At 61.9% G+C, this 15,558-nt stretch carries 15 protein-coding genes; 10 read left to right on the top strand and 5 right to left on the bottom strand.

Translation table 11 applies throughout. The annotated features are described in order from the left end of the window. The first annotated feature begins 3 nt into the window (after positions 1-3). The 3 genes from TMS3_RS16665 (at position 4) to TMS3_RS16655 (ending at position 4,140) form a co-directional block, all read left to right on the top strand. The gene (locus TMS3_RS16665; protein ID WP_025166419.1) at positions 4-1,404 is read left to right on the top strand and encodes an alginate O-acetyltransferase AlgX-related protein; all 1,401 of its coding nucleotides are present in this window, start codon (positions 4-6) and stop codon (positions 1,402-1,404) included. Then, positions 1,401-2,501, top strand: coding sequence for a mannuronate-specific alginate lyase (locus TMS3_RS16660; protein WP_025166418.1), 1,101 nt, complete (start codon positions 1,401-1,403; stop codon positions 2,499-2,501). Before TMS3_RS16665 ends, TMS3_RS16660 begins: the two co-directional genes overlap by 4 nt. Before the next feature lie 205 nt (positions 2,502-2,706). Further along, the gene (locus TMS3_RS16655) at positions 2,707-4,140 is read left to right on the top strand and encodes a mannose-1-phosphate guanylyltransferase/mannose-6-phosphate isomerase (protein ID WP_025166417.1); all 1,434 of its coding nucleotides are present in this window, start codon (positions 2,707-2,709) and stop codon (positions 4,138-4,140) included. Between the two features lie 99 nt (positions 4,141-4,239). Here TMS3_RS16655 and acnA read toward each other — a convergent pair whose 3' ends face one another. Then, complete coding sequence (gene acnA / locus TMS3_RS16650; RefSeq protein ID WP_025166416.1) at positions 4,240-6,981, bottom strand: aconitate hydratase AcnA; 2,742 nt, start codon at positions 6,979-6,981, stop codon at positions 4,240-4,242. Positions 6,982-7,152: 171 nt separating this feature from the next. On the opposite strand from acnA, the gene rlmM reads away from it, so the two are divergent. Next, positions 7,153-8,208 carry a 23S rRNA (cytidine(2498)-2'-O)-methyltransferase RlmM gene (rlmM, locus tag TMS3_RS16645; RefSeq protein WP_025166415.1) on the top strand — a complete coding sequence of 352 codons (1,056 nt, stop codon included), beginning with the start codon at positions 7,153-7,155 and terminating at the stop codon, positions 8,206-8,208. Positions 8,209-8,229: 21 nt separating this feature from the next. On the opposite strand, the gene TMS3_RS16640 is transcribed toward rlmM, so the two are convergent. After that, the gene (locus tag TMS3_RS16640) at positions 8,230-8,484 is read right to left on the bottom strand and encodes a hypothetical protein (protein WP_407691619.1); all 255 of its coding nucleotides are present in this window, start codon (positions 8,482-8,484) and stop codon (positions 8,230-8,232) included. 81 nt (positions 8,485-8,565) lie between these two features. On the opposite strand from TMS3_RS16640, the gene tusA reads away from it, so the two are divergent. Next, positions 8,566-8,817 (top strand): sulfurtransferase TusA, encoded by a 252-nt coding sequence (tusA, locus tag TMS3_RS16635; protein ID WP_025166413.1) that lies wholly within the window; start codon positions 8,566-8,568, stop codon positions 8,815-8,817. Then, complete coding sequence (locus TMS3_RS16630; RefSeq protein ID WP_043301906.1) at positions 8,817-9,266, top strand: gamma-glutamylcyclotransferase family protein; 450 nt, start codon at positions 8,817-8,819, stop codon at positions 9,264-9,266. Before tusA ends, TMS3_RS16630 begins: the two co-directional genes overlap by 1 nt. Here the strand turns inward: TMS3_RS16630 and TMS3_RS16625 are convergent. Both TMS3_RS16625 and TMS3_RS16620 read right to left on the bottom strand, forming a co-directional pair. Continuing rightward, entirely contained in the window at positions 9,224-10,306 is a 1,083-nt protein-coding gene (locus TMS3_RS16625; protein WP_025166411.1) for a DUF3080 family protein, read from the bottom strand. The two genes, TMS3_RS16630 and TMS3_RS16625, sit on opposite strands and share 43 nt — an antisense overlap. After that, complete coding sequence (locus TMS3_RS16620; protein WP_025166410.1) at positions 10,303-11,685, bottom strand: MATE family efflux transporter; 1,383 nt, start codon at positions 11,683-11,685, stop codon at positions 10,303-10,305. The genes TMS3_RS16625 and TMS3_RS16620 overlap by 4 nt, the downstream gene beginning before the upstream one ends. Positions 11,686-11,842: 157 nt before the next feature. On the opposite strand from TMS3_RS16620, the gene pdxB reads away from it, so the two are divergent. After that, entirely contained in the window at positions 11,843-12,985 is a 1,143-nt protein-coding gene (pdxB, locus tag TMS3_RS16615; RefSeq protein ID WP_025166409.1) for a 4-phosphoerythronate dehydrogenase PdxB, read from the top strand. A gap of 199 nt (positions 12,986-13,184) precedes the next feature. On the opposite strand, the gene TMS3_RS25485 is transcribed toward pdxB, so the two are convergent. Further along, positions 13,185-13,355 (bottom strand): PA1571 family protein, encoded by a 171-nt coding sequence (locus TMS3_RS25485; protein WP_200929690.1) that lies wholly within the window; start codon positions 13,353-13,355, stop codon positions 13,185-13,187. A gap of 179 nt (positions 13,356-13,534) precedes the next feature. On the opposite strand from TMS3_RS25485, the gene TMS3_RS16610 reads away from it, so the two are divergent. From TMS3_RS16610 to TMS3_RS16600, 3 genes are all read left to right on the top strand, one after another. Then, on the top strand, positions 13,535-14,650 hold the full coding sequence (locus tag TMS3_RS16610) for an ATP-NAD kinase family protein (protein ID WP_025166408.1): 1,116 nt from the start codon (positions 13,535-13,537) through the stop codon (positions 14,648-14,650). Positions 14,651-14,722: 72 nt separating this feature from the next. Then, on the top strand, positions 14,723-15,163 hold the full coding sequence (locus TMS3_RS16605; protein ID WP_025166407.1) for a thiol-disulfide oxidoreductase DCC family protein: 441 nt from the start codon (positions 14,723-14,725) through the stop codon (positions 15,161-15,163). Then, positions 15,150-15,557: a DoxX-like family protein gene (locus tag TMS3_RS16600; protein ID WP_025166406.1), complete on the top strand. Its 408-nt coding sequence runs from the start codon at positions 15,150-15,152 to the stop codon at positions 15,555-15,557. Before TMS3_RS16605 ends, TMS3_RS16600 begins: the two co-directional genes overlap by 14 nt. Position 15,558: the final 1 nt, after the last annotated feature.

Raw genomic sequence — 15,558 nt, 5'->3', positions numbered from 1 at the left:
GAGATGAACAGGGCAAGTATGCTACTCGGCGTCGGTCTGCTTGTCGGCGCCAGCCATCTTCCTGCAGCACCAATCTACCAGGCCGAGGCCTGCTGTCAGCTGTGCCCGGCAGCTGCCGATACCCGTGCTTACCAAGCAGCCGGGCTGCGCGGTTACGGCCGCCTGATCGAAGCACAGGACGGCTGGCTGTTCAGTAGTGCCCAGGATCTGCGCACCGAGTTCGGCCTCAGTCAACAGAGTTACAAGCAACTCAAGCGTCTGCGCAATGCACTCAAGCACAGAGGCGTTGAATTGATGCTGGTGTATCCGCCCAGCCGCGGCCTGTTGCATGCGGACAAACTGACCTCCGCCGAGCGAACGGGCTTCGACCAGGCTCGGGCTCAGGCAAGCTATCGAGCCACTCTGGGACGCATGCGCGATCTGGGTATCTGGGTGCCTGATCTTGCCAGCCTGATGCAGGCCGAAGCAGAAAGTCGCGACTATTTCTTCAAGGCTGACCAGCATTGGACGCCACAAGGTGCGGAGCGTACCGCGCTTCTGGTGGCGCAAACGGCGAAAAAAATTCCGCTGTTTGATCAACTCCCTGTGGGGAAATACCAGAGCAGCCCGGCGGGCTTGATGGCGCGCAGCGGTTCACTGCACAAGGTCGCCCAACGGCTTTGCGGTAACGGATACCCTCGTCAGTATGTGCAAAGCTTTATCACCCAGCCCATCTCGTCCAGTCCGTCACAGCAGGCACAGGTGGTGTTGGTAGGCAGCAGCAATAGTTCGGCCTCTTACAACTTCGCCGGTTTTCTCGAGCAGCATCTGGGAACCCCGGTGCACAACGCCTCACTGCATGGCAGCAGCCACGAAGGTGCTTTGTTGCAGTACCTGTTGAGCGAAGCGTTCCAAAAGCAGCCACCGAAACTACTGATCTGGGAGCTGGGGGATGCCGCGAGCCTTGGTCGGCGCAATCTCTACCGTCAGGTTGTGCCTGCCGTGAGCAATGGTTGCAGCGGACGCCCGGCTTTACTGCAAAGCTCCGGCACACTGCGCGCCGGTGCCAATCAGGTGCTGTTCAATGGTGCCAATGGCGTACTGCCGATTCGTAGCAGCGATTACCGCATTGATCTGCAATTTGACGATCCCGCTGTGCAGCAGCTGAGCGCCACCCTGACCTTTATGAATGGCCGTCAGGAAACTCTGACGTTCAACCGTGCGCCTGGTGATCGGCAGCAGGGGCGTATTCTGCTGGAGTTGCGTGAGGATGGTGACTGGGATGAGTTGACGTTCCTGTCTCTGAACGTGCAGCCGTTGGCGGGCGTGTCGGGTAATAGCCGTTTGACCACCAAATTGTGCCAAGTGCGCAGTGACGAAGACGGTCCAGGCCTGCGCACCGCGCAGACCAGCGTCGAGCGATGAACGCCAGCCGTTGGTGCTTGCTGCTTTTTATCGGGCTGCTGCCGACTGCCGGTATGGCCGCGCAGTTGCTGCCCCCGGCCGGTTATTACCTGGCAGCGACGCTGAAAAAGGGTGAGGCGGCCAAGTGTCCGGCAGTGGCCAAGCCTTATGTTGGTGACCTGAACGTGCCCAGCAAGTATGAGGGCTCTGGCTCGGCGCGCGATCAGCTCAATCCGGAGGCCAACGCTCGCTATCAGAAGCAGGCCGACGAAATCAAAGTGCTGGAGAAAACCGTCAACAAGCAAGTGGCGGCTTATCTGCGTCTTGGCCGTCCGGGGCATGTCGACTGTGCCCTGGAGTGGCTGGGGCAATGGGCCAACGCCCAAGCGCTGCTGAGCCAGCAGTACAGCCACACCGGCAAGTCGCTGCGCAAATGGGCTCTGGGCAGTATCGCCTCGGCCTATCTGCGCCTTAAATACTCGCGTTCACAACCACTGAGTGGGCGCGAGGCTGAGACCCGGCCTATCGAAGAGTGGCTGGCCCGTCTTGGCGACCAGGTGGTGCGTGACTGGCGCGATCAGCCGCTGGAGCGTTTGAACAATCATCAGTATTGGGCCGCCTGGGCGGTGATGGCCAGCGCGGTAGTGGTCGACCGTCGCGACTTTTTTGATTGGGCGGTGTCCCAATTGCGTATTGGTATTTCCCAGGTAAATGACCAGGGTTACCTGCCCAATGAACTGCGTCGGGAAACCCGCGCCTTGGCTTATCACAACTACAGCATGGGGCCGTTGTTGATGCTGATGGCCTTTGCGCAGGCCAATGGCATCGATCTGCGCGAGGAGAACCGTAAGGCCATTCAGCGCTTGGCCATGCGTGTGGAGCAGGGCATACAGGATCCCCAGCTGTTTGAAGACAAGACGGGCTTCGCCCAGGAGCTGGAGGATCTGCAGGAGGACGGTAAGTTCGCCTGGCTGGAGCCTTACTGTGCCCTCTATCGTTGCGCGGCCAGTACCGACAAATGGCGGCGTTCGATCGAACCGCTGAAAACCTATCGTCTGGGAGGTGATATCACTCAGCTATTCGCCGATCAGCAGGGGTCGCGGTCAACGCCTGACTGAGCCTACTCCCTTTGCTGGCACTTGGAGGTGCCTCCTTGCTATCCGGGAAATCCCCGGCAACCGGCCACGCGGTCAGGAAGACGGCTTGGCTCCATCGGCAGGAATGTTCAGCGGTAGTCGGAGCTTGGTCGTCATACGGGCAGCTAAGCGCCAGCGATGAGCGTTCGTATCTGGCAGCGATGTAGCGTTCATAGGAGAGACAAGCATGATTCCGGTGATTTTGTCTGGCGGCAGCGGGTCCCGGCTCTGGCCGTTGTCCCGCAAGCTCTATCCCAAGCAGTTTCTGGCTTTGGCCGGGAAACACACGCTGTTTCAACAGACCTTGCAACGTCTGGGATTCGAGGGAGTAGAGCGGCCGATCATTGTCTGCAATCAGGAACATCGTTTCATCATCAACGAACAGCTCAACGCCATCGGGGTGAGTGCACAGGGCATGTTGATAGAGCCGTTCGGTCGTAATACCGCGCCGGCTGTGGCACTGGCTGCGCTGAAGGTGCTAGCCGAAGACCGCGATGAATTGTTGCTGGTGTTGCCGGCTGATCACCTTATCAGCGATCAAGCTGCTTTACGTCAGGCGCTGGAAGTCGCCCGGGCGGCAGCAGACGAGGGCGAAATGGTGCTGTTCGGCATACCCGCTGAACGTCCGGAAACAGGTTTTGGTTATATCAAGGCTGCGCGTTGCGAGGACCATGATGCGTTGATTCCAGGTGCGTATCGGGTCGAGCAATTCGTCGAGAAGCCCGATATTTCTCGCGCCAGCGAGTTCGTTCGCTCTGGCGGCTATTACTGGAACAGTGGCATGTTTTTGTTCCGCGCCAGCCGTTATCTGGATGAGCTGCGCAACTACGCCCCGGATATCTACGACACCTGTGTGTTGGCCTTGGAGCGTAGCCATGTCGAACATGAGGCGATGGAAATCGATGCCAAGACCTTTGAGTGTTGTCCGGACAACTCCATCGACTATGCCGTGATGGAGCATACTTCGCGGGCCTGCGTGGTTCCGCTCTCCGCCGGTTGGAGTGACGTTGGCTGTTGGTCGTCGCTATGGGATGTCGATGCCAAGGACAGTAACGGCAACGTACTCAAGGGCGATGTGCTGGTGGAGAACAGCCACAATTGCTACGTCCATGGCAACTCGAAACTGGTGACCCTGCTCGGCATGGAAGATGTGGTGGTGGTGGAAACCAAGGACGCGGTGATGATCGCCCGCAAGGATTGCGTGCAGGATGTAAAGAAACTGGTCGCGGCCCTGGACAGCGCAGGTCGCCAGGAAACCCACAGCCATTGTCAGGTGTACCGCCCCTGGGGTGGGTATGACTCGATCGATGCGGGCAGCCGTCATCAGGTCAAGCACCTCACGGTTAAACCGGGCGCGCAGCTATCCTTACAGATGCATCGCCATCGTGCGGAACACTGGGTCGTGGTTTCCGGCACGGCAATGGTGACCTGCGACGATAAAACTTTCCTGCTCACCGAGAATCAGTCCACCTATATCCCCATCGCCTCGGTACACCGGCTGGCCAATCCCGGAAAGATTCCACTGGAGGTCATTGAGGTGCAATCCGGCAGCTATCTGGGTGAGGACGATATCGAGCGATTTGAGGATGTGTACGGGCGCAGCATCCACGCTGAGCCATGAGCACCCATTTGTAACGATAGTCGGAGCAGGGAGGCTCCGCAGAGGCCTGGGAGGGTTGATAAGCAATGGACGCCGATGTAGGTCGGCGCCCATTCAGGCTTATTTGAGCAGCAGTTGCCGCAGCACATAATGCAGGATGCCGCCGGCCTTGAAGTATTCGATCTCGTTGAGGGTATCGATACGACACAACACTTCGAAGCTTGCTCGCGTGCCGTCCTCACGACTGACCTCCACCATCAGCGACATCTGCGGGTGCAGCTCTACGCCATCAAGACCGGCGATGCTGAGCTTTTCCTTGCCGTTTAGCTGCAAGGTTTTGCGGTCCATTCCCGACTTGAATTGCAGCGGCAACACACCCATGCCCACCAGGTTGGAGCGGTGGATACGCTCAAAGCTCTCGGCGATCACCGCTTTTACCCCGAGCAGATTGGTGCCCTTGGCTGCCCAGTCTCGGGATGAGCCGGTGCCATACTCCTTGCCGGCGACCACCACCAGGGGGGTGCCTTGCTCCTGGTAGCGCATGGCTGTGTCATAGATCGACAGCTTCTCGCCACTCGGCACATGCAAGGTATTGCCCCCTTCCTCGCCGCCAAGCATTTCATTGCGGATGCGGATATTGGCGAAGGTGCCGCGCATCATCACTTCATGGTTGCCGCGGCGTGAGCCGTAGGAGTTGAAGTCCACCTGCGCCACCCCTAGTTCGCTCAGATAGCGCCCGGCGGGGCTGTCGGCTTTGATATTGCCGGCCGGGGAGATGTGATCGGTGGTCACCGAGTCGCCGAGCAGAGCGAGAATCCGGGCCTGGTGGATGTCGCCGATATGTGGCGGCGCGTCGGCGATGTTCTCGAAGAACGGTGGGTGCTGGATGTAAGTCGAATCGGCCTGCCAGGCATAGGTGTCTGCCTGTGGCACCTGGATCGCCTGCCATTGGGCATCGCCGGCGAAGACCTCGGCGTATTCCTTGTGGAACATGGCCGTGTCGACCTTCTGGATGGCTTCGGCAATTTCCCGCTGACTCGGCCAGATGTCCTTGAGGTACACCGGCTTGCCGTCCTTGCCGTGGCCTAGCGGTTCTTCGCCGATATGCATGCGCACGCTGCCGGCCAGGGCATAGGCCACCACCAGGGGCGGCGAGGCCAGCCAGTTGGTTTTCACCAGCGGATGCACCCGGCCTTCGAAGTTGCGGTTGCCGGAGAGCACCGAGGCCACACTCAAGTCATTGTCCTGAATGGCCCGCTCGATCGGTTCAAGCAACGGTCCGGAGTTGCCGATGCAGGTGGTGCAGCCGTAGCCGACCAGGTCGAAACCCAGTTCATCCAGGTACTGAGTCAGCCCCGCGGCCTTGAAGTAATCGGTCACCACCTTGGAGCCGGGTGCCAGCGAACTCTTCACCCAGGGCTTGCGCTTCAGGCCTTTTTCCACGGCTTTCTTGGCCAGCAGCCCGGCGGCCATCATCACGCTGGGGTTGGAGGTGTTGGTGCAGGAGGTAATGGCAGCGATCACCACGGCGCCATCCTTGAGGCGATGGGTCTGGCCTTCGTGCTCATAATCGACCTCACTGTGCAGTTCAGCGCTGCCCACTGCGGCGCCGCCGCCACCTTCGTTAAGTAGGCGGTTTTCTTCCTTGGGACTGGGTTTGACCTGCAGGCCCATGAATTCATCGAAGGCCTTACTCACCTGGGACAGCACTACCCGATCCTGCGGGCGCTTGGGGCCGGCCAGGCAGGCTTCGACGTTGCCCATGTCCAGCTCCAGGCTGTCGCTAAACTGCGGCGCGTGGCCGGGTTCGCGCCAAAGGCCCTGCGCTTTGCAATAGGCCTCGACCAGTTTGACGCTCGGTTCGGGGCGACCGGACAGGCGCAGGTAGCCCAGGGTGATCTCGTCAACCGGGAAGAAACCACAGGTGGCGCCGTATTCCGGGGCCATGTTGGCGATGGTCGCACGGTCGGCCAAGGGCAGCTCGGCCAGCCCGTCGCCGTAGAACTCGACGAACTTGCCGACCACGCCTTTGCTGCGCAACATCTGGGTGACGGTCAGCACCAGGTCGGTGGCGGTGATGCCTTCCTTGAGCTTGCCGATGAGTTTGAAGCCGATCACCTCGGGAATCAGCATCGACACCGGCTGGCCAAGCATTGCCGCTTCCGCCTCGATACCGCCGACGCCCCAGCCGAGAATGCCCAGACCATTGATCATGGTGGTGTGCGAGTCGGTGCCGACCAGGGTGTCGGGAAAGGCAAAGGTCTCGCCGTCTTCTTCCTTGGTCCAGACCGTGCGGCCGAGGTATTCCAGGTTGACCTGGTGGCAGATGCCGGTGCCCGGCGGTACCACGCTGAAATTATCGAAGGCGTGCTGACCCCAGCGCAGGAAGGCATAGCGTTCGCCGTTGCGCTGCATCTCGATCTTGACGTTTTGCTCGAAGGCCGCGGCCGTGGCGAACTTGTCGACCATCACCGAGTGGTCGATGACCAGGTCCACGGGGGAGAGTGGGTTGATCTTCTGCGGGTCGCCGCCGGCCTTGGCCATGGCGTCACGCATGGCGGCCAGGTCGACGATCGCCGGCACACCGGTGAAGTCCTGCATCAAGACTCGTGCCGGGCGGTATTGAATCTCACGTTCCGAGCTGCGTGTGTTCAACCAGTCAGCCATGGCCTGCAGGTCGGCGCCGGTGACGGTCTGGCCATCTTCCCAGCGCAGCAGGTTCTCCAGCAGCACCTTAAGTGACATCGGCAGGGCGTCGAGGTTGCCGAGCGTCTTGGCCGCCTCCGGCAGACTGAAATATTGGTAGGTCTGGCCGTCGATCTCGAGGCTGCGACGGCTGTTCAGGCTATCTTGGGACGGCATTGCGTTTCTCCTTGTGGCTCGCACGGTACAAACCAGATGTAGTGCAACAGAGTCTTAAAGTTAGCTCTGTTTGGCATGAGCTGCCCTTTAACTGGACAGAGTGCAGGCACTTGGGGTTCCCAAGTCCGTTATGATGCGCGCCCTGTGGAGAGCCCTGATGAATACGCCCCTATGAATACTTTGTTACTGCACTGCCGCCCCGGTTTCGAGAATGAGGTGTGTGCGGAAATCGCCGAGCATGCCGCTCGCCTGCAGGTGGCTGGTTACGCCAAGGCCAAACCGAGCACGGCCTGCGCCGAATTTATCTGCACCGAGCCAGAGGGTGCCGAACGCCTGATGCGCGGCGTGCGCTTCAGTCAGCTGATTTTTCCACGGCAGTGGGCGCGCGGCGTATTTATCGACCTGCCGGAGTTGGACCGCATCAGCGTGCTGCTGGCCCACCTGGCCGACGCCCCAACCTTTGGCAGCCTGTGGCTGGAAGTACTCGATACCAATGACGGTAAGGAACTGTCGAACTTCTGCAAGAAGTTCGAGGCGCCGCTGCGCAACGCCCTGAGCAAAGCCGGCAAGTTGGTCGAAGACCCGCACAAGCCGCGTCTGCTGCTGACCTTCAAGAGTGGCCGCGCGGTGTTCGTCGGCATGGCCGAGACGAATAACTCGGCGCAGTGGCCGATGGGTATCCCGCGTCTGAAGTTTCCCCGTGAAGCGCCGAGCCGCTCGACCCTCAAGCTGGAAGAGGCCTGGCACACTTTTATTCCGCGTGAGCAATGGGACGAGCGGCTGTCGGACGAAATGACCGGTGTCGACCTTGGCGCCGCGCCGGGTGGCTGGACCTACCAACTGGTCAGGCGCGGCATGCTGGTGACTGCCATCGACAACGGTCCCATGGCCGAAAGCCTGATGGATACAGGGTTGGTTCAGCACCTGATGGTCGATGGCTTCACCTGGAAGCCCAGGCAGCCGGTGGACTGGATGGTCTGCGATATCGTCGAAAAGCCCGCGCGCAGCGCCGCGCTATTGGAAACCTGGATCGGTGAAGGCCTGTGCCGCGAGGCGGTGGTTAACCTCAAACTGCCGATGAAGCAGCGCTATGCCGAGGTGCGCCGGCTACTGCAACGCCTGGAAGAGGGTTTTGCCGAGCGCAAGATAAAGGTGTCGATCGCTTGCAAGCAGCTGTATCACGACCGCGAAGAAGTCACCTGTCACCTGCGCCGCCTGGGCAAGTAACAGCGCCGCCTTGGCAGTGGATCACTTCGCGTCCTGGCTGGTGGCCGGTTGCGGCCTGAGCCAGTAACTCTGCTTGTGCCCGCGCGCCTCGAACTCGCGCTGCAGGGCTTCGGCTGCGGCGCGGGTCAGGTTGTCGCGCACGACGAACTCGTTGCCGTTGTCGTCCAGACGCAGCAGGCACCAGCGCAGCGGGGGTGGCGAGCGGTCCGACATACGATGACCTATGGCGAGTGTAGGTGGGCGCTGCAAGGCGCAATCCCAGAGTAGCAAGCTCATGCTCAGGGGAGTATCCGACCGGCATAGGTGACCTGAGGGGGGCTTTGCGCGAGAATAGCCGTCTGTTTCTGGAGGCTGCCGATGTCTTTGCAACCCGACACCACTCACGACGCCATTCTCGATGCGACCGGGCTGAACTGCCCGGAGCCGGTGATGATGCTGCACAACAAGGTGCGCGACCTGCCGGCCGGTGGCCTGCTCAAGGTGATCGCCACCGACCCCTCGACCCGCCGCGATATCCCCAAGTTCTGCGTGTTCCTCGGCCATGAGCTGCTGGAGCAAGCCGAAGAGGCCGGCACTTACCTGTATTGGATTCGCAAGAAGGCCGATTGATGTGGTATTTCGCTTACGGCTCGAATATGAACCCGGCCCGCATGCAGGCGCGCGGACTGAAGGTCACTGAGGCGCTGTCGGGACGCTTGCCGGGTTATGAGCTGTGTTTCAACAAGCGCGCGGTCGATCGTCCGGGTTGTGCCTACGCCAATATTCGCCATCAGCGTGACGGGGTAGTGGAAGGCGTGCTCTATCGCCTGGCCGGGCTGAATGAAATCGCCAAACTCGACCCGTTCGAGGGTACGCCGATCTATTACAGCCGTGAGCGCCTGCCGATCCTCACTGCACAGGGTGTGCAGCCGGCCTGGGTGTATATCGCCAATCCGCTGTTTCGCCAGGACGGTCTGCTGCCGGCGCGCGACTATCTGGAGCATTTGCTGGCCGGGCGCGAGTTCCTCTCCGAGGCCTATTGGTCGGCGTTGGCGGCCTTGCCATTCCAGCCGGACTGACCCGGCGCCAGGCCGCAGCTTTTCAGGGTCTGCTGCCAGGCACGCACATGAGCTGCATTCGCCGCTACAAAGTCGGCCCATAACGACTGCTCCGGCCCGACCAGACTGAGCAGGTACGCCTGTGTCACCGGTGGAATCTGCGCGACCGTGCTGAGCTGGCGCAGGCTGTCGCTCCAGGCCTGGCCGCGTTGATGTACCTGAGCCAGATAAGGCTGCAAACCGCCCGCGTAATACTTGACGAAGATGTTCTGCAGAATGCGCCCGCGCGCTGTTGGCTGACCCAGTGGGCAGACCGGCCGGCGTTGCTGACGGCTTTCCAGTACTTGGCTGGCCTGCTTCAGCGTATGACTGAGGCTCGCCAGGCTGGTGATCAACTGGCCGCCTTGGGGGCTGGCGTGCAGGGCGAAAAACAGCGGGTCGAGTTGCGCCGCTGGAGGCGGCAAGGCATCGGGTAGTGAATGCCCCAATGTACTCAGTTGCGCCAAGGCATCCAGTGCCGCCTGGTCTTCGGCGGGGGCAGTGGGTAATGCCTGCTCGGCAAAGCGCAGGTAACGCTCCACCTCCGGGCTGGCGTTCAAGGCATTCCAGAACACCGGCAACAGCTGCGCGCGCTTGGCCGTCGCCAGGTTGCTGAGTGTGGCCTGCAGCGCGTGCTCTTCGGCGTTTTGCAGATGGGCCAGACAGGCGTCGATGGCGCGTAGCAGGTCGCCCTCATAGGCCAGGCGGCTACTCGGTACCAGCTGTTTGCCGAGGCTGCTGTTACGCAGGCTGATCTGTTGTTGCAGGTCAGGGCAGCGGCGTACGTCGATCAGCAGATCGAGCAGGCCAATGCGTATCTCGGGAATTTCGCCAACGCGCTCGCGCCTTGGCGGCAGGCGGTAGCGCAGCAGTCGCTTGCGGTCGAAGTCAGCGGCTGCGCTGCTTTCGGCGGCGTTGCTTAGACGCTGCAGGTAATCCGCCTGCAAGGCCAGGCCGTCGTCGGTCGGGCGACACGCGGCGAGCCCTATAACTAATAGTAGGGTGAGAGGCTTGACGCTCATGGCGTCAGTTTAGCCGCCCGAATACGCCGCCGGGCACTACTGGCCAAGCGCATCGCCAACATGATCGCCGCGCAGGTCAGACCCACCACCAAACCTTGCCAGAGCCCGCGCGGGCCGCTGGGTTCGCCGAGCCAGTCGGACAGGCCGAGGCTATAGCCGACCGGCAACCCAATGCCCCAGTAAGCGAACAGGGTCAAGAGCATGGTCACCCGCGTATCCTGATAACCGCGCAGCGCGCCAGCGGCGGTGACCTGGACGGCGTCGGAAAGCTGGAACAGCGCCGAATACACGATCAGCGAGGCGGCCATGGCGATCACCGCTGGATCGGGGCTGTAAATCTGCGCGATCTGTTCGCGCAGCAACAGGATCAGGCTGGCGGATAGGCAGGCGTAACCCAGTGCGGTGACCATGCTCACCGCCGCAGCGAAGCGCGCGCCGCGTGGGTCGCCGCGGCCCAAGGCCTGGCCGACCCGCACGGTAGCCGCCATGCCCAGGGAATAGGGGATCATGAACACCATCGAGCTGAAGTTCAGGGCGATCTGGTGGCCGGCCACCACGGTGGCGCCGAGGCCACCGATCAACAGCGCGATCACCGCAAAGATGCTCGACTCGGCGAACACCGCGATGCCCATCGGCAGGCCGATATTCAGCAAGCGCTTGATCACCGGCCACTGTGGTCGCTCGAAGCGGCTGAATAACTGACTTGGCCGGTAATAGGGCGCCCACTTCACCCACCAGAGCATACCCAGCATCATGAAGCCCATCACCAGCGCAGTGGCCCAGCCACAGCCGACACCGCCCATGGCTGGCAGGCCGAACTTGCCGTAGATGAAGATGTAGTTGGCCGGAATGTTCAGTAGCAAGCCCAGCAGGCCCAGCACCATGCTCGGCCGGGTATGGCCGAGGCCGTCGCTGTAACAGCGCAGTACGTGATACAGCGCCACCGCCGGAAAGCCGCAGGCCACGGCGCGCAGGTAACCCATGGAGGGGGTGATCAGGCTCGGTTCGACATCCATTAGCTGCAGGATGAATTCGGCGTTCCACAGCATGACCGCCGCGCAACCTCCGACCGCCAGCGCCAGCCACAGCGCCTGGCGTACCAGGGGGCCGATGGCCGCTTGCTCGCCGGCGCCGAAGCGCTGCGCGACTTTCGGCGTGGTGGCCAGGAGGATGCCGGTCATCAACAGAAATACCGGCACCCAGATCGAGTTGCCCAGCGCCACTGCCGCCAGGTCGCGCGGGCTGACCTGGCCGGCCATCACCGTGTCGACAAAGCCCATGGCGGTATGCGCCAGTTGGGCGATGATGATTGGCGTGGCGAGGATCAGCAGGCTACGCAGCTCGGTGCGCACACGCCGCAGGCGGGATTCGGCAGGCATTGAAGACGTCCAGTCATGCTCGGGGAAAACCGCGCAGTCTACGCTTTGACGCCTTGGTCAGGAAAGCCTGTTGTCACTGCCTAGACGGTAGCGTGTGCAAGGGCGACTGCGCTTGCAAGCTGGCTTAGAATAGCCGTCTGACTTGCGGAGCCTTGCCATGCGAATTGTCGCGGACGAAAACATCCCCTTGCTCGATGAGTTTTTTGCCGGTTTCGGCGAGATTCAGCGCTTGCCCGGCCGTGCCATCGACCGCGCGGCAGTGGCCGATGCGCAGATACTGCTGGTGCGCTCGGTAACCCGAGTCGACAAGACTCTGCTCGAAGGCAGTGCGGTACGTTTCGTCGGTACCTGCACCATTGGCACTGACCATCTCGAGCTGGATTACTTGCAGCAGGCAGGTATCGGCTGGGCCAACGCACCTGGTTGCAATGCCCGTGGGGTGGTCGACTATGTGCTCGGCAGCCTGCTGGTGCTGGCGGAGCTGCAGGGCGTCTCGTTGTCGACGCGTACTTATGGGGTGATTGGCGCCGGTCAAGTCGGCGCTCGGTTGGTAGAGGTGCTGCGGGGGTTAGGCTGGCGCGTGCTGGTCTGTGATCCACCGCGTCAGGCCGAGGAGGGGGGCGACTTCGTCAGCCTGGAACAGGTGATGACCGAGTGTGATGTGCTCAGCCTGCACGCGCCCCTCGAACGGGAAGGTGAGCACGCAACCCATCATTTGTTCGATGCCGCCCGGCTGGCGCAACTCAAGCCCGGCTGCTGGCTGATCAATGCCAGCCGCGGCGCGGTGTTGGATAACGCTGCATTGCGAGACTTGCTCACGCGGCGCGCCGATTTGCAGGTGGTGCTGGACGTCTGGGAAGGTGAACCACAGGTGGATATAGAGCTGGCCAAGCTGTGCCGCATCGCCACGCCGCATATCGCCGGCTACAGCCTGGACGGCAAACTGCGTGGCACTGCGCAGGTCTATCAGGCGGCCTGCCAGCGCTTGAGCGTGACGCCGACGCTCAGCCTTGATGAGTTGATGCCTGCGCCTTGGTTGAGCGAATTGAGCCTGGATGCCAGTGCCGATCCCGCTTGGGCCTTGGCTATGGTGTGCCGTGCGGTGTACGACCCGCGCCGCGATGATGCGGATTTTCGCCGCAGCCTGCTCGGCTCTGTGGTCGAGCGGCGCGCCCACTTCGACCTGTTGCGCAAACATTACCCCGCGCGACGGGAAATCGACGGCCTCAGCGTGCGCCTGAGTGGCGAGGCGCCGGAGCTGGCGCACATGGTTCGGGCACTTGGGGCGACGCTGGTCTAGCGCCGCCTGTTGGCGCTCCAGTCGCGGTCGATCCAGGTGTCGGCTTGGCTCGCCGCGAATTTACGCCAGGACGGCTCGCGCGGCGCCGGAGCGGATACCGCAATCCATCCATGCGACAGGCTTGCTGGCAGGTCGCAACGGGTAGCACCCGTTGCAAGACTCATGAAGCCCGGCGCGTGCGGATGCAACGGGCGAGGCTTCAGCTCGGCGGGTTTTCCGCTTTCACCTTCTCGTCCAGCTCACGGCAGGCACGTTGGATCATCTGCTCGGTGATTGGAATCTCGCGGCCCTGGGCGTCGATGATCGCGCCAGCAGTCGCTTGTTGCAGGGGGGTATCATGCTGTTTGTGAGTCTGTTGGTTCTGGTTCATTAACTGTCTCCTCATCAGGGGGGCTGCACTCTAGAAGAGCCGGATGACTGCACGGTGACAATCATTGGTGGCAGCCTGACGCCACCCATCCGTTCGGGCGGTGACGGCGCAGTTACTGTGCCAAAAAAAGTAACGAGTTGAAAAGGTCCTCCAACTGATGAGGGTCCCATGAGGTGGTTATGTCGATGTTTCACCTGGGTTTGATCATCAACCCGCTGGCTGGCTTGGGCGGTCCTGCTGGACTCAAGGGTAGCGATGGAGTTGCCGAACAGGCGCTGGCGCTGGGCAGCGAGCCGCGTGCGGCGTTGCGTACACGCACCGCCCTGGAGTGCTTGCGACCGGTGCAGCAGCGCCTGGAGTTTCTGACCTTTCCCGGACCGATGGGCGCGGACTTGCTGAGCGAGATGGGTTTTGCCTACCGCTTGCTGGGTGAGCTGGACGATGGCCCGACCAGCGCCGCCGACACCCGCGGCGCCGTGGCGGCATTGCAGGAGGCCGGGGTGGCGCTGATTCTGTTCGCCGGCGGTGACGGCACCGCGCGGGATGTCTGTGCGGTAGTGCGTGAGGATCAGCCGGTACTGGGCATCCCGGCCGGGGTGAAAATCCACTCCGGGGTTTATGCGATCAGCCCGCGCGCAGCCGGCGAGTTGACCCGACGTTTGGTCGAAGGCGGCCTGGTGCGCCTGGCCAGTGGTGAGGTGCGCGACCTGGACGAAGCCGCGTTGCGCGAGGGCAAGGTTGCCGCGCGCTGGTATGGCGAGCTGTGCGTGCCGGAAGAGGGCGGTTATGTGCAGCAGGTGAAGCAAGCCGGGGTCGAATCCGAAGAGCTGGTGCTGAGCGACCTGGCGGCCTGGCTGGAAGACAGCTGGGAGGCGGATGTGCGCTATATCTTCGGCCCGGGTTCGACGCTGCATGGCCTGGCGCAGAACCTGGGGCTGCAGACCACCCTGCTCGGGGTCGATGTGATCGAGAATGGCCAGGTGATCGCCCATGACGTCAACGAGGCGCAGCTCTACGAACTGGTGGCCGATTACCCCGCACGGCTGCTGGTCACCGCAATAGGCGGTCAGGGCCATATTCTCGGCCGTGGCAATCAACAGATCAGCCCACGGGTGCTGCGCGCCGTGGGTCTCGATCATCTCCGGGTGGTGGCGACCAAGCGCAAACTCGGCACCCTGCAGGGACGTCCCCTGCTGGTCGACAGTGGCGACGTAGAGCTGGATGATACCTTTCCCGACGTGGTGCGGGTGTGGGCCGGTTACAAGGAAGAGCTGTTGTATCCGCTGAGCCGCTAGGACTACTACCTGGCAGTGGTTCGTGCAGGAGCATGGGCAGCGAAGATCGAGATGGTTGGAGGGCTGTGTAGCATGACCAATGACGATCGCCCCGCATTTCTCCGTCCCGGCGAGCGGCTGGTGCTGTTCGATGGGGTGTGCAAGTTGTGCAACGGTTGGGCGAAGTTCCTCATTCGTCATGATCGACAGCAGCTGTTCAAATTGGCCTCGGTGCAGTCGCCCGAGGGCCAGGCGGTGCTGCGCTGGCTGGGTTTGCCCACCGAACAGTTCGACACCATGGCCTATGTTGAGGACGCCGAGCTGTTCGTCCGTTCCGGCGCGGTATTGCGCATCCTCGCTCAGTTGCCGTGGCCGTGGCGCGCGTTCGCGGCTCTGCGCGTCTGTCCCCGGTCGCTACGCGACTGGCTGTATGACCGCATCGCCCTGAATCGCTACTGCTTGTTCGGCCGTTATGCCAGCTGTGTGCTGCCGACGCCTGACCACGCGCGACGTTTCCTGCATGACGACGCCTGAGCACAATCGGCTGCAGCAGATCGGCTGGTTGGCTCGTGTCGCCCTGGCCCTGGTGTTTTTCTGGCACGGTCTGGTGCCGAAGCTGCTCTGGCTGAGCGCCGATGAGGTCGCGATGATTCAGGCCCACGGCATCGTCGAGGTCGAGTGGCTGGCCGCATTGGCCGGTTCCGCCGAAATAGCCCTGGCGGTGCTGATTCTGAGTATCCGCAGGCACTGGCCGTTGCTGTTGGCCGCGCTGTTATTGCTGCTGTTGCTGGTTGATGTGGCGCTGTTTAGTCCCCATCTGTTGCTACAGGCCTTCAATCCGGTTTCGACCAATCTGGCCGCATTGGCGTTATGCCTGGTGGCCTGGTTGGCTGAATCAACTCCGGTCGGCAGGACGAGCCCCGAATAAC

The organism is Pseudomonas taeanensis MS-3, assembly GCF_000498575.2.
GTDB classification, from domain to species: Bacteria; Pseudomonadota; Gammaproteobacteria; order Pseudomonadales; family Pseudomonadaceae; genus Aquipseudomonas; species Aquipseudomonas taeanensis.
This window is presented reverse-complemented; position numbering and strand designations above follow the sequence as displayed.